The sequence below is a fragment of the Campylobacter sp. CNRCH_2016_0050h genome (assembly GCF_025772605.1).
In the GTDB taxonomy this organism is placed as follows: domain Bacteria; phylum Campylobacterota; class Campylobacteria; order Campylobacterales; family Campylobacteraceae; genus Campylobacter_D; species Campylobacter_D lari_D.
This window is the reverse complement of record NZ_JAKMSK010000045.1, coordinates 1-526: the sequence shown is the minus strand read 5'-3', so window position 1 is coordinate 526 and position 526 is coordinate 1. Positions and strand designations below refer to the sequence as shown.

The window sequence follows — 526 nt, the reverse complement described above, 5'->3', positions numbered from 1 at the left end:
TGGAAATTGTAAGTTTTTCCTTGATTTATTTTGGCTTGAAGGTAAAAAATAAATTTTATTAGCAAAGTCAATATTGTCCCATTTTAATGTAAGAACTTCACTTTTTCTTCTTCCATGTAAAAGAAATATAAACATAGCTCTTATCATTAAATTTTCATAATTAATAATAGCTTTATAAAGAGCATTTCTATCCTCATCATCAATAGTAAAATATCTTTTGTTATCAAATTTTTGTATCTCTATTTCTCTTGCTATATTTTTTTCTATATAATCATTTTTAATAGCAAATTCAAATACTGGAGAAAGTATGTCTTTTATTGTTTTTGTTGTTCTTGGAGATTTGCCTTGATCAATCATTTTATTGACAATATTTTGCATATCTTTTAATTTGACTTGTTTTATTTTGATGTTTCCTATAATATCTTTTATATGTGCATTATATGAAAATATGGTTACCTCATAATGTTTTTTAGAAATAGTATTTTTTCGCATACTAATCCATTCTTCAAACACTTCATTTAGTTTG

1 protein-coding gene is annotated in these 526 nt (G+C 23.4%); it reads right to left on the bottom strand.

All coding sequences use genetic code 11. From position 1 onward, the window contains the following. The coding region (locus L8X28_RS08330; protein ID WP_263666062.1) for a site-specific integrase at nucleotides 1–513 on the bottom strand (513 nt) is incomplete at its 3' end. Between the last annotated feature and the right edge of the window lie 13 nt (nucleotides 514–526).